Here is a 15,890-nt window from a genome sequence, read left to right on the forward strand (position 1 = left end):
CGACTCAAACCCCCAGGGGTGGGGATGCGGGGGGTCCCCCCCCCGCACCCCGGCGCCCGGGGGGGGGCCCCCCCCCCGGGGGGGCCGCCCCCCCGCCCCCCCCCACCGAACCGTTCACACGTATTCCACGGCCGCGTCAAGGAGCCAGTCCGTCAGGTAGCCGGCGAAGGAGGAACGTACAAGCACCCAGAACCCTGCCCTGGGCTCGTCCCGGGCCACCAGGACGACCTGGGTGCGGGCCAGCGTCGTCTGGGCCGAACGGCCGGGGCCGAAGGCGCGCGGGTGCAGATCCAGCCGGCAGCCGTGGGACAGCAGGTCGCGGGCGCGCGGTCCGCTGACCAGGACGGTGGTGCGCTGGGCGGAGACGTCGGTGACGGAGACGCGCTCGTCCCCGGCCGCCGAGCGGATCCGGCTCTCCAGGTCCCGCTGGGTGCCGGGCGGGCCCACCACCAGCCATTCGTCGGGGCCGAGCCACACCGCGCCCAGATCCCCCACGCGTACGACGGTGTCGGGTTCCAGGGGCAGTGGGAGTCCCAGGGCGAGTCCGACGGCGTCCGCCGCCGGGCTCTTGGCGTCGAGACGGACGTTGATCTGGGCCAGGAAGGGGACTTCGGCCAGGCGGACCGCGCCCCCGGAGGAGCGCGTCGCGGCGGCCAGGCGGTCGGCGGCATGCGCCAGCGGGCTGCGCTGCCGTGCGGTCGGAGCGGTGTCAGCCATCGCGGCGGGCTCCCTCGGGGTCGTAGAGGACGGGGCTTGCGACGGTCACGGGCAGCATCCGGTCGCCGACGGGTGCGTAGAGGCGTTCGCCGATGCGGTCCCGGCCGCCCTTGATCAGGGCGAGCGCGAAGGTCCGGCCGAGCGTCGCGCTGCGGTAGCTGGAGGTGACGTGCCCGAGCATCGGGACGGGCGGGGCGGGCAGTTCGCTGTCGGCGACCAGGTGGGTGCCCTCGGGGAGGAGGGCGGCCGGGTCTTCGGGGAGGAGGCCGACGAGGTGCTTGCGGTCGGCGCGCACGGTGTCGGCGCGGGCGTAGGAGCGCTTGCCGATGAAGTCGGCCTTCTTCTTGGACACCGCCCAGCTCATGCCGAGGTCCTGCGGGGTGACCGTGCCGTCGGTGTCCTGGCCGATGATCGGGTACCCCTTCTCCGCGCGCAGGACGTGCATGGTCTCCGTGCCGTACGGAGTGATGCCGTGCGGGGCGCCTGCCTCGTACAGCGCCTCCCACAGGGCGAGGGCCTCCCACGGTGACACGTTGATCTCGTAGGCGAGTTCGCCGGAGAAGCTGATCCGGCACACCCTCGCCTCGATGCCCGCGACCGTCGTCTCCCGCCATGCCATGAACGGGAAGTCGTCGTTGGCGACCGCCAGTCGGGGCGCGAGCGAACCGAGCACCTCGCGAGAACGCGGGCCGACCAGCGCGACGGTGGCCCACTGCTCGGTGACGGAGGCGCAGTGGACGCGGAGTTCGGGCCACTCGGTCTGCAGCCACTCCTCCATCCAGTCCAGTACGGCGGCCGCGTTGCCCGTCGTGGTGGTGACCAGGAAGCGGTCCTTCTCGACGCGGATGACGGTGCCGTCGTCGAAGATCATGCCGTCCAGGCGGCTCATGACGCCGTAGCGGATCATGCCGACCTTCAGGGTGCTCATCATGTTGGTGTAGAGCCGGTCGAGGAAGATCGCGGCGTCCGGGCCCTGCACGTCGATCTTGCCGAGCGTGGAGGCGTCCATGAAGGCCACGCCCTCGCGGGCGGCGCGGCACTCGCGCAGCACGGCCGCGTCCATGTCCTCGCCGTCCTGCGGGTAGTACCAGGGCCGCTTCCACTGGCCGACGTTCTCGAACAGGGCGCCGTGCGCGACATGCCACGGGTGGAGGGCGGTCGTGCGGATCGGGTCGGACAACGCGCCGCGGTCGCGGCCGGCGAGGGTGGCGAAGGAGACGGGGGTGTACGGCGGCCGGAACGTGGGCAGGCCGAGCGCCGAGATGTCCACGCCGAGGAGTTCGGCGACGATCCCGCTCGTCAGGACCCCGCCCGTCCTGCCCTGGTCGTTGGCGGTGCCGGCCGTGGTGTAGCGCTTGGTGTGCTCCACCGAGCGCAGGCCCGCCCCGGTCGCCCGCGCCAGGTCGTCGACCGTGACATCGCGCTGGAGGTCGACGAACCGGGGGGCTCCGGTGCCGGTGGGGACGGCGAACACCTGCATGGGCGGGGTGTGCGGCTGGGCGGCGACGGCCGGGAGGGCCGGCGTCTCGGCGGTGTAGCCCTCCGCCTCGACCGCGCGGGCGCCGGCCGCCGCGCCCTGCGCGAGGGTCGTGGCGAGATCGTGGGCCCCGTTCGCGCTGCCCGCGACGTCCACCGCCTGACGGCAGCTGTCGGGCACGAACGTGCCGAGTGCGTCGTCGTGGCGGAGCCTGCCGCCCGCCTGGCTGAACAGATGCGCGACCGGGTTCCAGCCGCCGGAGACCAGGAGCAGGTCGACGGCGAACTCCCGTCGCCCCACGGACTCCCCGTACGGGGCGACCGTCACGGCGGTGAGGCGGGCCCCGCCCTCCGTGTCCGTGACCGCGTGTCCGGCCAGCACCTCGATCCCGGCGGACCGGGCGCGCTCGGCCCACTCCCCCGGCTCGGGCCGGGTGTCGACGATCGCCGCGATGTCCACTCCCGCCGCCGCCAGATCGAGTGCGGCGGCGTAGGCGCTGTCGTTGGTGGTGAACACGACCGCGTGCCGGCCGGGCAGAACGGCGTACCGGTGGAGGTACGTCCGGGCCGAGGCGGCCAGCATCACACCGGGGCGGTCGTTGTCTCCGAACGCCAGTGAGCGCTCGTGGGCGCCGGTCGCGAGGACCACGCGCCGGGCGCGGATCCGCCAGACGCGCTCGCGGGAGACGTGCTCCGGGGCCTCGGCGCCGAGGTGGTTGGTGCGGTGCTCGACGGCGAGGAGGTGGTTGTCGTCGTAGTGGCCGAAGACGGTGGTGCGCCGCAGGACGCGTACCTCCGGGGCGGCTTCGAGCTGCGCGCGGGTCGTCTCCACCCAGTCGAGGTGTTCGCCGGTGCCGAGCAGGCTGCCGCCGGGTTCCGGCTGGTCGTCGGCGAGGATGACGCGTGCGCCGCTCCGCGCGGCCGCCGCGGCGGCGGCGAGACCGGCCGGGCCCGCGCCGACGACCAGCAGGTCGCAGTGGGCGTGTACGGCGTCGTAGCGGGCGGGGTCCGGTTCGGTGGCGAGGCGTCCCTGGCCCGGGAGGCTGCTCGCGACCAGGCCGTCGTAGAGTTCGACCGTCGTGGCGGGGAGCATGGGCTCGGGGAAGGGTGCCTCGATCTGGACGACCGCGTTGGGTTCCTCCACGCCGGCCGAGAAGATGCCGCGGGGGCGGCCGAGTCTGATGCTGGTCGCTGCCGCGATCACACCGTTGGCGAGGAGGGCGGAGGCGAGGGTGTCGCCCCGGAACCCTTCGTACCGGATGCCGTCGAAGGTGAAGCCCAGTCGGTCGTCGCGGTCGACCCGCCCGCCGTCCGACAGACGGAACGCCTGACCGGGCACGCCCCATGCGGGGAACTCCCGCGTCGTCCCCGTCTGCGGGCCGGTGGTCGTGTGCCGCCCTTCGGGCTCGCTCGCGGTCTTCCCCGGGCGGACCGGATCCGCTGGGCGCGGCTCGGTGGTGGCCGGGCGCGCCTCCCCCGGCCTGTACACCGCCAGGATCTCGTTCGTCGCCGTGTCCCGCACCGCGTTGAACCACCTGCGGCAGCCCGCCGCATGGCTCCATCGCTCGGCGAACGGGCCCTTGGGGTTGTCGCGGAAGAACAGGTACCGCGCCCACTCCTCGTCGGTGAGGGCGGCGGGATCCTCGGGGTAGGGCACGTGCGCCTGGCCGCCGTAGTGGAACTCGGCCTCGTCGCGGGGCCCGCACCACGGGCAGGGGATGAGCAGCATGGTTCGGCTCCCTAGTGGGCCACCGCGGCCGCGCCGTGCTCGTCGACGAGCGCGCCGGTGGTGAAACGGTCGAGCGAGAAGGCGGCGTTCAGGGGGTGGGGGGTGTCGTGGGCGATGGTGTGGGCGTAGACCCAGCCGAGGCCCGGGGTGGCCTTGAAACCGCCCGTGCCCCAACCGCAGTTGAGATAGAGGTTGTCGACCGGGCTGAGGCCGACGATCGGCGAGGCGTCCGGGCTGACGTCGACGATGCCGCCCCAGGTGCGCAGCACGTGGGCGCGGGCGAAGACCGGGAAGAGTTCCAGCGCGGCGGACATCTGGTCTTCGATGATGTGGAAGGCACCGCGCTGGGTGTAGGAGTTGTACGAGTCGATGCCGGCGCCCATCACCAGCTCGCCCTTGTGCGCCTGGCTGACGTACACGTGGACGGCGTTGGACATGACCACCGTGGGGTGGACCGGCTCCAGGAGTTCGGAGACCAGGGCCTGCAGCGGGTGGCTCTGGAGCGGGAGTTCGATGCCGGCCATGGCGGCGAGGACCGAGGTGTGGCCGGCGGAGCACAGGGCCACCTTGCCCGCGCCGATGGGACCGCGCGTGGTCTGGACGCCGACCACCCGGCCGCCGACCACGTCCAGGCCGGTGACCTCGCAGTTCTGGATGATGTCGATGCCGGCGGTGTCCGCCGAGCGGGCGAAGCCCCAGGCCACGTAGTCGTGCTTGGCGATGCCGGCGCGCGGCTGGTAGGTGCCGCCGAGGACCGGGTAGCGCACGTCCGGGGAGGTGTTGACGATCGGGCAGACTTCCCTGACCTGCTCCGCGTCCAGCCATTCGGCGTCGACGCCGTTGAGCCGGTTCGCCTCCACCCGGCGCACGCTGTCGCGGACGTCCTGCAGGCTGTGGGCGAGGTTCAGCACGCCGCGCTGGGAGAAGAGGATCGGGTAGTCCAGCTCCTCCTCGAGGCCCTCCCACAGTTTGAGCGCGTGCTCGTAGATGCCGGCGCTCTCGTCCCACAGGTAGTTGGAGCGGATGATCGTGGTGTTGCGGGCCATGTTGCCGCCGCCCAGCCAGCCCTTCTCCAGGACCGCGACGTCGGTGATGCCGTGGTTCTTGGCCAGGTAGTGGGCGGTGGCCAGGCCGTGTCCGCCGCCGCCCACGATCACCACGTCGTACGAGCGCCTGGGCTCGGGATCGCGCCAGAGCCAGTCGGGGTGGTCGGGGAGGTCGGCGCCTGGGGTGCTGGGGCTCATCGGACGTCTCCGTCTTCCGAAAGGTGCGGGTAGAGCGGGTACTTGGCCGCGAGCGTCTCGGTGCGGGCGCGCAGGGCGGCCACGTCCGGCCCGGGCTGGAGGGCCAGGGCGATCACGTCGGCGACTTCGGCGAAGTCCTCCTCCGTGAAGCCCCGGGTGGCCAGGGCCGGCGTTCCGATGCGCAGGCCGGAGGTGACCATGGGCGGGCGCGGGTCGAAGGGGACGGCGTTGCGGTTGACGGTGATGCCGATCCCGTGCAGCAGGTCCTCGGCCCGCTTTCCGTCGAGTTCGGAGTCCCGCAGGTCGACGAGGACGAGGTGGACGTCCGTGCCGCCCGTCAGGACCTTCACTCCGGCCGCGGCCGTGTCGGGCCGGGTGAGGCGCTCGGCGAGGAGGCGGGCACCGGCCAGCGTACGGGCCTGGCGTTCGGCGAACTCGGGCGACGCCGCCACCTTGAAGGAGACCGCCTTCGCGGCGATGACGTGCTCCAGTGGGCCGCCCTGCATCCCGGGGAACACCGCTGAGTTGATCTTCTTGGCGAGGTCGGCGTCGTCGGTGAGGATGACTCCGCCGCGGGGACCGCCGAGTGTCTTGTGCGTCGTGGTGGTGACCACATGCGCGTGCGGGACGGGGCTGGGGTGCAGTCCGGCGGCGACCAGGCCCGCGAAGTGCGCCATGTCGACCATGAGGAGGGCGCCGACCTCGTCGGCGATCCGCCGGAAGGCCGCGAAGTCCAGTTTCCTGGGGTACGCCGACCAGCCCGCGATGATCATCTTGGGCCGGTGTTCCTTGGCGAGCCGCTCGACCTCCTCCATGTCGACGAGGTGGTCGGTCTCGGAGACGTGGTACGGCACGACGTTGAGCATCTTGCCGCTGTAGTTGATGCGCATGCCGTGGGTGAGGTGGCCGCCGTGCGCGAGGTCGAGGCCGAGAACGGTGTCGCCCGGCTGGAGGAGGGCGAAGAAGACGGCGGTGTTCGCCTGTGCGCCCGAGTGCGGCTGGACGTTGGCGAAGCGGGCCCCGAAGAGGGACTTGACGCGCTCGATGGCCAGGCGCTCGGTGACGTCCACGTGTTCGCAGCCGCCGTAGTAGCGGCGGCCGGGGTAGCCCTCGGCGTACTTGTTGGTCGCGACCGACCCCTGGGCCTCCATCACGGCGGACGGCGCGAAGTTCTCGGAGGCGATCATCTCGAGGGTGGACTGCTGGCGGTGCAGCTCTGCGCGCAGTGCCTCGTGGACCTCGGGGTCCAGCTCGGCCAGGGAGGTGTTCAGCACGTTCATACGGTGTTCGCGTTCCTCTCGGCGGCCTCGACGACGTGGGCGAGTTGCAGGGCCCTCGTCATGGGGCCCACGCCTCCGTCAGCCACGGAGGCGGGACATGGTCGGGTCGAACAGCGGCTCCTCGGCGACGACCGCCTCGACGCGCCGGTCGAAGTAGCCGATGTGCAGGGTGGTGCCGGGGGTGGTGAGTTCCGTCGGGAGCCAGGCGTACGCGATGCCCTTGCCGATCGTGTAGCCGTAGGCGGCGCTGGTGACGTAGCCGACCGCTCGGTCGCCGTCGTAGACCGGCTCCTTGCCGAGGACGACCGACTGCGGGTCGTCGATGGTGAGGCAGGTCAGCTTGCGCCGTACGTCTTCCCTGCGGCGCTCCAGGGCTGCCTTGCCGATGAAGTCGCCCTTGTCGGGCTTGACGGCGAAGCCGACGCCGGCCTCGTAGGGATCGTGCTCGTAGGTCATGTCGGTGCCGAAGGAGCGGTAGCCCTTCTCCAGGCGGAGGCTGTTGAAGGCGCCGCGGCCGGCGATGACGCCGCCGAGCGGCTCGGCCGCCTGCCACAGGGTGTCCCACAGCTTCAGGCCCTGGTCGGCGGTGGTGTAGAGCTCCCAGCCGAGCTCGCCGACGTACGACAGTCGCATCGCGGTGACGGGCACCGAGCCGATGTACGCGCGCTTGGCGCGGAAGTACTTCAGGCCGTCGCCCGAGAAGTCCTCGTCCGTCAGCGGCTGCAGGACCTTGCGGGCCAGGGGGCCCCACAGGCCGATGCAGCAGGTGCCGGCGGTGATGTCGCGCACCTGGACCGTGCCGTCGGCCGGCAGGTGGCGGGTGAGCCAGTCGAGGTCCAGGTTGCCGTTGGCGCCGACCTGGAAGTGGTCGGGGGCCAGCCGGGCGACGGTGACGTCGCTGCGGATGCCGCCGTCGTGGTCAAGGAGCAGGGTGTACGTCACCGAGCCGACCGATTTGGCGACCTTGCCGGTGGTCAGTCCCTCCAGGAAGTCCGCGGCACCCGGGCCGCTGACCTCGAGTCGCTTGAGGGCCGTCATGTCGTACATCGCGACGGTCTCACGGGTGGCCTGTGCCTCGGCGCCGACGACGGGCGACCAGAACCGCGCGGCCCAGTCGTTCGGGGTGGGGATGTTGCGGCCTTCGACCAGCCCCGCGTTGGCCTCGTACCACTGGGGGCGTTCCCAGCCGCTCGCCTCCAGGAAGAACGCGCCGTGCTCCTGCTGGCGGGTGTGGAAGGGGCTCGTGCGGATCGGGCGGGGGTCCCCCGACGGCTGGAGGGGGTGGATGATGTCGTAGACCTCGACGAAGTTCCGGCAGTCGCGGGCCAGGACGTACTCCGGGGACAGCTGGTGCGGCTCGAAGCGGTTGACGTCGCACTCGTGCAGGTCGAAGGACGAGCAGTGGCCGTCGACGAGCCATTCGGCCATGGCGCGGCCCACGCCCGCGGAGTGGGTGACCCACACCGCCTCCGCCACCCAGAAGCCCTTGACGTCCTGGGACTCGCCGAGGAGCGGGAAGTTGTCGGTGGTGAAGGAGAACAGGCCGTTGATGCCCTCCTCGACCTTGGCCTCCGCCGTCGCGGGGAGCAGCGACCGGGTCTCGGTCCAGGCGTCCTCGAAGTCCTCCTCGGTGAACTCGAGGACCGAGGGCATGTGGTCGGCCTCGTCGACGGAGAGGATGTCGTCGGCCGAGACGGGCATCGGGCGGTGGCCGTAGTAGCCGATGCCGATGCCGTCGAAGCGGTCGCGGTAGTAGAGGTCGGCGTCCTGGTGGCGCAGGATCGGTCGTACCGCCTCCTCCGTCTGGCCCGCGAGCGCCGGGACCGGGCCGGTCCAGGCGAGCTGGTGGGCGAGCGGGGTCAGCGGGAGGTTCATGCCGGCCATGCGGGCGATCTTCGGGCCCCAGATGCCGGCGCAGCACACCACGATGTCGGCGGCGATCTCGCTCCGGTCGGTGAGGACGCCGGTCACCCGGCCCTCGCTCTGCCGGATGTCGAGGACTTCGTGGCGGGCCAGGAAGGTGACGCCGCGTTCGGTGGCCCGGCGGATCTGCGCCTCGACGGCGAGGACGGCCTTGGCGATCCCGTCCGTCGGGATCAGCAGGCCGCCGAGGATCCTGTCCCGGTTCACCAGCGGATGCCGCTCGACGCACTCGTCGGCGCTCAGCATGCGGGCCTCGATGCCCCAGGCGGTGATCCAGCCGTGGCGGCGGTGCAGTTCCGCGAGGCGTTCGGGGGTGGTCGCCACTTCGAGGCCGCCGACCTGCAGGAAGCAGGGCTTGCCGTCGACGTCGAGGGAGCAGAACTTCTCGACGGTGTAGCGGGCCAGCTCGGTCATGGTCTTGGAGGAGTTCGTCTGGAAGACGAGGCCGGGGGCGTGTGACGTGGAGCCCCCGGTCGCGGGGAGCGGGCCCTGGTCGACCACGGTCACTTCGGTCCAGCCGCGTGCGGAGATCTCGTCCGCGAGCGCCGCTCCCACGACGCCCGCTCCGATGATCACCACTCGGGGTCCCGCCATCGCCGCACCTCCTGATTCAAAACCAGTCAAGTTGCTTGCTGCGCAACATGGTTCAGGTTGCGCAACTCAATGTGCCGGTCACGGAGAGGGGTGTCAAGGGGTCGGTGACGCCGGCGAAGAGCCCGGAACGCGGCAATGCCCGGCGGGCGGCGCACACAGGTGCGCACCGCCCGCCGGGCATCTCGGACCGTCTTCCCGGCGTGGGCTACTTGAGCCAGGCGTCGACCTTGCCGCGGTTGGCCTCCACCCACTTCTTCGCCGCCGCCTCGGGCGACATCTTGTCCACCGCGATGTACTTGGCCACGGTGTTCTGGTCGTCGTTGGTCCAGGTGAAGTTCTTCACCAGACGGTAGGCCGGGCTGCCGGACTGCGCGAACCTCGCGCTGACGATCTTGTCGAGGTCGTACACGGGATAGTCGCAGGCGATCTTCGCCGCGTCGGCGTCACAGCCCGTCGTGTACGCGGGCAGGTTCACCTTGACCAACGGCACCTCGGACAGGAACCACTGCGGCTCGTAGAAGTAGCCGATCACCCATTTCCTGTTCTTCTCGGCGTCCCGGAAGGACTGGATGAGCGCGGTCTCGCTGCCCGCGTACACCACCTTGAAGTCCAGCTTCAGGTTCGTCACCAGCGCCGCGTCGTTGGTGACGTACGAGGGGTCGCCGTCAAGGAGCTGGCCCTTGCCGCCCGACTCGGAGGTCCTGAACTCGGACGCGTACTTGTTCAGGTTCTTCCAGTCGGTGATGTCCGGGTGCGCCTTGGCCAGCCACGGCGGCACGTACCAGCCGATGATGCCCTTGTTGCCGGTCGAGCCGGCGCTCACGGCGGTCTTCTGCTGGGCGATGTACTTCTTCTTCAGATCGTCGTGACCCCAGTTCTCCAGGACGGCGTCGACCTCGCCCGTCCCGAAGCCCTGCCAGGCGATCTCCTCCTTCAGGTCCTTCTTCTTGACCGTACAGCCGAGGTCTTTCTGCGCGACGTACGCGACGACCGCCGCGTCCGCCTCGTAGCCCACCCACGGGTTGACCGCGAGATTGAAGGTGCCGCACTTGCCCGGGCTGCCCGAATCCGCGGAGTCGACACCGACCTTCGCACCGCCGCAGGCGGTGAGGGTCAGCCCGAGGACGGTCACGACGGCTGCGCCGGCCGTGCCGATTCCCCACTGTCGTACCTGTGCTGCCATGCTGGTGCTCCTTACGCGCTCGCGCGTCGCGCCGCTGCCTGGGTGATCCGGTCGAACATGACTCCGAGAAAGACGATCGCGAGTCCCGCCGCGAGCCCCTTCCCGTACAGCTGGCTCTGTGAGAACCCGGCCACGACGTCGTAGCCGAGGGCGCCCGCCCCCACCAGGCCGCCCACGACGACCATCGACAGCACATAGATCAGGCCCTGGTTGGTGGCGAGCGTCAGGGCGCCGCGTGACATCGGCAGTTGAACCTTGGTGATGATCTGCCAGGTGTTGCACCCGGCGGACACGGCCGCCTCGACGGTGGTCCCGGGCACGGCCCGCACCCCGTCCGCGATGATCTTGATGGCGACCGGCACCGCGTAGACGACCGCGGCGACGATGGCCGTGAAGCGGGTCGCGCCGAACAGCGCCAGGAACGGCACGAGGTAGACGAACGGCGGCATGACCTGTGCCGCGTCCAGGGAGGGCCGCAGCACCCGGTCCACGAGCATGCTGCGCCCCATCCACACCCCGAGGACGATGCCGAGCAGCATGACCAGCACCGTCGCCACGAGGGTCGACGCCAGCGTCGTCATGGCGTCCGACCACAGACCGGTGCCGACCAGCAGACCCACGCACACGGCCGTGGTGGCCCCGGCCCGCCAACCGCCGAGCACGCCGCCGAGCGCGATCAGCACCGCGCCGACGAGCCACCACGGGGAGTCGGTGAGCAGCGTCTGGAGCGGATTGAGCAGGCCGCTGGTGATGCCGTCGCGGAAGGCGTTGGTGAGGCCCGAGAGGTTGTCCTGCACCCAGGTGGTCACGCTGTCCGCAGCGCGCGCGATGGAGCCGCCGGTGCCGCCGTCGCCGGGGAACTCCGCCGCCCACACATAGGTGTGCGACAGGTAGACGAGGACCGCGGTGGCCGCCGCTCCCGCGCCGAGCAGCGGCCCGCGCCACCCGAGGAGGCGGTTCTTCGAACGCCGGGCCGTCTCCTCGCGGGCGCCGGCCGCGGTGGTGACCCGGTCGAGGACGATCGCCATGACGACGATGGCGAGTCCCGCGTTGAAGGCCGTTCCCACATCGAGCGACTGAAGGGCCTGGATGACGGTCTTGCCGAGGCCGGGCGCGTCGATCAGCGCGGCGATGGTCACCATGGCCAGGGCGGCCATGATCGACTGGTTGACGCCCATCACCACGGTCCGCTTCGACATGGGCAGCAGGACCTTCAGCAGTGTCTGACGTCGTGTCGCGCCCAGCGACTCGGCGGCCTCGACGGTGGTGTCGGGGACGGAGCGGATGGCGTGCGCGGTGATGCGGATCGCGGGCGGTGCCGCGTAGATCACGGTGGCGATCGTGGCGGAGGCCCCGCCGATGAGGAAGAACAGGGTCAGCGGGGCCAGGTAGACGAAGGTCGGCATCGTCTGCATGAAGTCCAGGAAGGGCGTCACGATCCGGTTGAACCGGTCGGACAGCCCCGCCCCCACGCCCAGCGGAATCGCGAACAGCAGCGCCACGAAGACCGCGGAGAGGGTGAGCGACAGGGTGTCCATGCTCTCCTGCCACAGTCCCTGCAGCCCCAGGAAGGTGAAGCCCGCCACGGCCAGGAGGGCGACCCGCCAGTTGCCCACGGCCCAGGAGACGTAGCCCGCGATGCCGACGACGCCGAGCCATCCGATCTGCGGGACGGGGCGGCCCGCGGGGGGCTGTGAGATCAGGTGCTGGACGAAGGTCACCAGGTTGTCGATGACCAGGCGGATCTCGTTGAAGAAGTAGAGGAAGAGCGGGCTGGAGTTGCGGTCCGCGCCGATCGAGTCGTTGACGTCGTTGAACCACCGGTGCAGGTCGGTGAGGTCCGCCGCCGCCAGGGTCAGGGTCTGCTTTCCGCGGAGGACCACGAAGAGCAGCAGCCAGGCGGCCAGGATCGCGGCCACCAGCGCCCGCCGGCCGACCCTGCGTACGCCGGCCAGGGGGGCGGACTTCTCCAGGGCGACGGCCATCACGCGCCGCCTTCCTGCCCGGCGACCACCGCGAGGATCTCCTCGTCGCCGACGATGCCGAGCAACTTGCCGTCCTCCACGACCTTGACCGGCCTGTCGGCCGCCAGTACCGCCCGGGTGGCCTCCTTCACCACGACGTCCGGGCCCAGCTCGGGACCGTCCAGGGCGTCATGGGGCTCCACCGGGCGCATGATCCACCGCAGGGTGAGCACATCGCCGCGCGGCACGTCCTTGACGAACTCGCGGACGTAGTCGTCGGCCGGGGCGCCCACCAGCTCGTCGCCGGTGCCGCACTGGACCGTCTTGCCGTCGCGCATGATCAGGATGCGGTCGCCCAGCTTGAGCGCCTCGGAGAGGTCGTGGGTGATGAAGACCATCGTCTTGCCGACCTCGTGGTGCAGCCGGACGACCTCGTTCTGCATGTCGCGGCGGATCAGCGGGTCGAGTGCCGAGAAGGGCTCGTCGAAGAAGAGCACGTCGGGGTCGCCGGCCAGCGCCCGGGCGAGGCCGACGCGCTGCTGCATGCCGCCCGAGAGCTGGTCGGGGTAGGAGTTCTCGTAGCCTGCGAGGCCGACCAGTTCGACGACCTCCAGGGCCCGCGCGGTGCGCTCGGCCCTGCTCGTGCCGCGGATCTCCAGACCGAAGGCCACGTTGTCCACCACCCGGCGGTGGGGCAGCAGCCCGAAGTGCTGGAAGACCATGGAGAACTTGCGGCGCCGCAGATCGCGCAGGCGCCTGCCGTCGGCTGCACGGATGTCCTCGCCCTCGAAGACGAGCTCACCGGCGGTGGGTTCGATCAGCCGGGTCAGACATCGCACCAGCGTGGACTTGCCGGAGCCGGACAGGCCCATGACGACGAACACCTCGCCCTTGCGGACGTCGAAGCCGACGTCGCGGACGGCGGCGGTGCACCCGGTGCGGTCCATGAGCTCGCGGCGGGTGAGACCGCGCAGCTCCTCGGAATCCGGTACCTGGTCGGCCCTCGGCCCGAACACCTTCCACAGCCGGCGCACGGAAATGACCGGAGTGCCGTACGAATCCTGGTGCGCGCCGTGCCGCTGCGACACCTCGGTCTGCGTTGGGGTCATGGTCGACCTCTCTTCGGCATTCAGCCGCGGAACCAGTGTTGCGGCCGGGGTTGGATGTTCTGCCAGATGTGTTTGGGCTCTCGGTACTCGTCCAGGCCGGTCGGTCCCAGCTCCCGGCCCACGCCCGAGTGCCCGAAGCCACCCCATTCCGCTTGCGGCACGTAGGGGTGGTAGTCGTTGATCCACACCGTGCCGTGGCGCAGCCGCCGCGCGACCCGCTGGGCCTTGCCGGCGTCCTGCGTCCACACGGCTCCGGCGAGTCCGTACTCGGTGTCGTTGGCGATGCGTACGGCGTCGTCCTCGTCGGTGAAGCGCTCGACGGTGAGCACGGGCCCGAAGGACTCCTCGTGCACGACGCGCATGTCCTGCCGGCACTCGTCGAGGACGGTCGGCGGGTAGTAGAAGCCGCTCCCGAGGGCCGGGTCGTCGGGCCGTTCACCGCCGCAGCGCAGTACGGCGCCCTCGGCGATGCCTGCCGCGACGTACGCCTCGACCTTCTCCCGGTGCCGCGCGGAGATCAGCGCTCCGGTCTCGGCCTCGGGGTCGAAGGGGCCGCCGAGGCGGATCCGCCGGGCGCGCCGGACGACCTCGTCGACGAACCGGTCGTGCAGCGAGTCCTCGACGATCAGCCGGGCGCCGGCCGAGCAGACCTGCCCGGAATGCAGGAAGGCGGCCGTGAGAGCGAAGTCCACGGCCGTCTCGAAGTCGGCGTCGGCGAAGACCACGTTGGGGTTCTTGCCACCGAGCTCCAGCGCCACCTTCTTCACGGTCGCCGCGGCGGCGGCCATGATCCGCTTGCCGGTCTCCAGGCCGCCCGTGAAGGAGACCATGTCGACGGCGGGGTCCTCGGAGAGCGGGGCGCCCGCCTCGGGCCCGGCACCCAGGACGAGGTTGGCGGCGCCGGCCGGGAGCCCGGCCTCCTCCAGCGCCTTCATCAGCAGGATCGAGGTGGAGGGGGTGAGTTCACTGGGCTTGAGGACGATCGTGTTGCCGGCGAGGAGCGCCGGGGCGACCTTCCAACTCGCCTGCAGCAGCGGATAGTTCCAGGGAGTGATCAGCCCGCACACGCCGATCGGCTCGTAGACGACGCGACTTATGGCATCGTCGCGGCCGGTGTCGATCACCCGCCCGGCGTCGATGCCGCCGATCCCGCCGTAGTAGCGGAAGCAGGAGACGACGTCGGCGATGTCGTACTCGCTCTCCACCAGCCGCTTGCCGGTGTCCAGCGACTCGGCGCGGGCGAACTCCTTGGCGTCGCGCTCGATGAGGTCGGCGGTCCGCAGCAGCAGCGCGCCGCGCTCCCGCTCGGAGGTGCGCGGCCAGGGGCCCTCGTCGAAGGCCCGGCGGGCCGCGGCGATCGCCGCATCGGTGTCGGGGCGCGTCCCTTCCGAGACGGTCGCGGTGAGCGAGCCGTCAGCGGGACAGCGGATCTCCCGGAATCCACCGGCCACCGGGTCCCGCCATTCCCCAGCCACATACAGATCTGCCACGCGCCAAGCCCTTCAGCCGAAATGCGTTGCGCATCATGCATTCAATTGCTTGTGGTGGAACACCTTGGCGAACCCGCAGACCTGCGTCAAGAGGTCGGCGCATGACGATTTCGCTGGACCGGCACTTGCCCAACCACCCTTGACCACAAGGGGAGTCGACTCGACCATGTTGCGTATCGCTCACCATGTTGTGCATGACGCACCAATGGAGGTTGCTGTGTCCCCCAAGTACCCTCGACCGCAGCCCGGCAGTGAATACGTCCTCACCCTCTCGTGTCCCGACAGCGCCGGACTGGTCCACGCGGTGAGCGGCTTCCTCGTCAGGAACTCGGGAAACATCGTGGAAAGCCAGCAGTTCGACGATCGGCTCCAGGGCCGTTTCTTCATGAGGGTCCACTTCGACGTCTCCGACCCGGACACGAATGCGAAAACCCTGCGTTACCGATTCGGTCCCGTCGCCGAGGCATACCAAATCGACTGGACCCTGAGCGAGGCGTCGACCCCGACCCGGACGCTCATCATGGTGTCCAGGTTCGGCCACTGCCTCAACGATCTGCTCTTTCGCCGGCGCACCGGTGCCCTCAACATCGAGGTCCCCGCGATCGTCTCCAACCACCGGGACTTCGAGGGACTGGCGGAGACCTACGGCATCCCCTTCCACCACATCCCGGTCACCAGGGACACCAAGGCCGAGGCCGAGGCGCGCCTGATGGAGCTGGTACGCGAACTGGACATCGACCTGGTCGTGCTGGCCCGCTACATGCAGATCCTCTCCGACGACCTGTGCAAGCAGCTCGAAGGCCGCGCCATCAACATCCACCACTCCTTCCTGCCCAGTTTCAAGGGCGCGCGCCCGTACGAGCAGGCCTACGCCCGCGGCGTGAAGCTCGTCGGCGCGACCGCGCACTACGTGACACCGGACCTGGACGAGGGACAGATCATCGAGCAGGACGTGGTCAGGGTGGACCACTCGCTCGACCCCGGGGACCTGGTCACGGTCGGACGGGACGTGGAGGCACAGGTCCTCGCGCACGCGGTGAAGTGGCACAGCGAGAGCCGCGTCATGGTGTACGACAACCGCACGGTGGTCTTCCGCTGAGCGGTACGGCGTGAGGGGGCGGGGCTGGTCGTGCTGCGCGCACCAGCTGGTGACGGTGGCGAGCAGCTGGGGGTCGACCGTG

The 15,890-nt window shown here is 70.6% G+C and carries 10 protein-coding genes; 1 reads left to right on the plus strand and 9 read right to left on the minus strand.

What is annotated here, in order from left to right; translation table 11 throughout:
- Positions 1–114: 114 nt before the first annotated feature.
- The 9 genes from ACWEV0_RS33345 to ACWEV0_RS33385 all read right to left on the minus strand — a co-directional run bounded on the left by ACWEV0_RS33345 (position 115) and on the right by ACWEV0_RS33385 (position 14,709).
- Complete coding sequence (locus tag ACWEV0_RS33345) at positions 115–717, minus strand: sarcosine oxidase subunit gamma (protein ID WP_453153491.1); 603 nt, start codon at positions 715–717, stop codon at positions 115–117.
- Positions 710–3,922 carry a sarcosine oxidase subunit delta family protein gene (locus ACWEV0_RS33350; protein WP_453153492.1) on the minus strand — a complete coding sequence of 1,071 codons (3,213 nt, stop codon included), beginning with the start codon at positions 3,920–3,922 and terminating at the stop codon, positions 710–712. Before ACWEV0_RS33350 ends, ACWEV0_RS33345 begins: the two co-directional genes overlap by 8 nt.
- An 11-nt stretch (positions 3,923–3,933) precedes the next feature.
- On the minus strand, positions 3,934–5,166 hold the full coding sequence (locus ACWEV0_RS33355) for a sarcosine oxidase subunit beta family protein (RefSeq protein WP_453153493.1): 1,233 nt from the start codon (positions 5,164–5,166) through the stop codon (positions 3,934–3,936).
- Positions 5,163–6,446 carry a serine hydroxymethyltransferase gene (gene glyA / locus ACWEV0_RS33360; RefSeq protein ID WP_453153494.1) on the minus strand — a complete coding sequence of 428 codons (1,284 nt, stop codon included), beginning with the start codon at positions 6,444–6,446 and terminating at the stop codon, positions 5,163–5,165. Before glyA ends, ACWEV0_RS33355 begins: the two co-directional genes overlap by 4 nt.
- Before the next feature lie 78 nt (positions 6,447–6,524).
- On the minus strand, positions 6,525–8,963 hold the full coding sequence (locus ACWEV0_RS33365; protein WP_453153496.1) for a GcvT family protein: 2,439 nt from the start codon (positions 8,961–8,963) through the stop codon (positions 6,525–6,527).
- Positions 8,964–9,168: 205 nt separating this feature from the next.
- The gene (locus tag ACWEV0_RS33370) at positions 9,169–10,146 is read right to left on the minus strand and encodes an ABC transporter substrate-binding protein (protein WP_453153497.1); all 978 of its coding nucleotides are present in this window, start codon (positions 10,144–10,146) and stop codon (positions 9,169–9,171) included.
- Positions 10,147–10,157: 11 nt separating this feature from the next.
- Positions 10,158–12,131 (minus strand): ABC transporter permease, encoded by a 1,974-nt coding sequence (locus ACWEV0_RS33375; RefSeq protein WP_453153498.1) that lies wholly within the window; start codon positions 12,129–12,131, stop codon positions 10,158–10,160.
- The gene (locus tag ACWEV0_RS33380; protein WP_453153499.1) at positions 12,131–13,219 is read right to left on the minus strand and encodes a quaternary amine ABC transporter ATP-binding protein; all 1,089 of its coding nucleotides are present in this window, start codon (positions 13,217–13,219) and stop codon (positions 12,131–12,133) included. Before ACWEV0_RS33380 ends, ACWEV0_RS33375 begins: the two co-directional genes overlap by 1 nt.
- Before the next feature lie 20 nt (positions 13,220–13,239).
- Positions 13,240–14,709, minus strand: a complete 1,470-nt coding sequence (locus tag ACWEV0_RS33385; protein WP_453153500.1) for an aldehyde dehydrogenase family protein — start codon at positions 14,707–14,709, stop codon at positions 13,240–13,242.
- 205 nt (positions 14,710–14,914) lie between these two features.
- On the opposite strand from ACWEV0_RS33385, the gene purU reads away from it, so the two are divergent.
- Positions 14,915–15,808: a formyltetrahydrofolate deformylase gene (gene purU / locus ACWEV0_RS33390; RefSeq protein WP_453153502.1), complete on the plus strand. Its 894-nt coding sequence runs from the start codon at positions 14,915–14,917 to the stop codon at positions 15,806–15,808.
- The last annotated feature ends 82 nt before the right edge of the window (positions 15,809–15,890 follow it).

It is taken from the genome of Streptomyces sp. NPDC003943, assembly GCF_053605265.1.

What these genes read in the sequence shown, in the direction of transcription:
- ACWEV0_RS33345 (WP_453153491.1), bottom strand. Translation starts at nt 717, where the DNA reads ATGGCTGACACCGCTCCGACCGCACGGCAGCGCAGCCCGCTGGCGCAT.
- ACWEV0_RS33350 (WP_453153492.1), bottom strand. Translation starts at nt 3,922, where the DNA reads ATGCTGCTCATCCCCTGCCCGTGGTGCGGGCCCCGCGACGAGGCCGAG.
- ACWEV0_RS33355 (WP_453153493.1), bottom strand. Translation starts at nt 5,166, where the DNA reads ATGAGCCCCAGCACCCCAGGCGCCGACCTCCCCGACCACCCCGACTGG.
- glyA (WP_453153494.1), bottom strand. Translation starts at nt 6,446, where the DNA reads ATGAACGTGCTGAACACCTCCCTGGCCGAGCTGGACCCCGAGGTCCAC.
- ACWEV0_RS33365 (WP_453153496.1), bottom strand. Translation starts at nt 8,963, where the DNA reads ATGGCGGGACCCCGAGTGGTGATCATCGGAGCGGGCGTCGTGGGAGCG.
- ACWEV0_RS33370 (WP_453153497.1), bottom strand. Translation starts at nt 10,146, where the DNA reads ATGGCAGCACAGGTACGACAGTGGGGAATCGGCACGGCCGGCGCAGCC.
- ACWEV0_RS33375 (WP_453153498.1), bottom strand. Translation starts at nt 12,131, where the DNA reads ATGGCCGTCGCCCTGGAGAAGTCCGCCCCCCTGGCCGGCGTACGCAGG.
- ACWEV0_RS33380 (WP_453153499.1), bottom strand. Translation starts at nt 13,219, where the DNA reads ATGACCCCAACGCAGACCGAGGTGTCGCAGCGGCACGGCGCGCACCAG.
- purU (WP_453153502.1), top strand. Translation starts at nt 14,915, where the DNA reads ATGGAGGTTGCTGTGTCCCCCAAGTACCCTCGACCGCAGCCCGGCAGT.